The organism is Oleiphilus sp. HI0117 (assembly GCF_001635235.1).
This window is the reverse complement of sequence record NZ_LWGA01000191.1, coordinates 1-433: the sequence shown is the minus strand read 5'-3', so window position 1 is coordinate 433 and position 433 is coordinate 1. Positions and strand designations below refer to the sequence as shown.

Here is a 433-nt window from a genome sequence, read left to right as displayed (position 1 = left end):
GGCAGGAAGAGAAGGTACACCATGATAATCACGGAGAACTTGGTAAGCGCGAGTCGGATGCGCGTGGTGGTCAGAGTGACGTTGTAAGTGCAGGAGAATCAGATTGGAAATTTTCTGATTCGAATTCCAGGAATGGTGTGGCTGACAGCGCTCGAATCGCCCAGTCTTTTCGTTCTTCTGCCTGAGCAAACCATAATGTTCAATGTAATTTGCACACGTCAGCTGCCAGTAGCCGAATGCAGCCACAATCGACAGAAATGGAATCATCACAGGCCCAAAGTAAGCTAGCAGCATGCTGTACAATGCAACAGTTGCAAGAGCGGGCTGGATAATCTCATTCTGTAACGACCACTCTGACTTACCCTGTCGCTTCAACCTTGCGCTTCCAGCTCCCATGCTCGGCGAAATGCCCCAGGCACTTCTCGTTTTACGA

At 49.9% G+C, this 433-nt stretch carries 1 protein-coding gene; it reads right to left on the bottom strand.

From position 1 onward, the window contains the following. A partial coding sequence (locus tag A3757_RS02455) for a fatty acid desaturase (RefSeq protein WP_231878193.1) occupies window positions 1–396 on the bottom strand: 396 nt, incomplete at its 3' end. Between the last annotated feature and the right edge of the window lie 37 nt (window positions 397–433).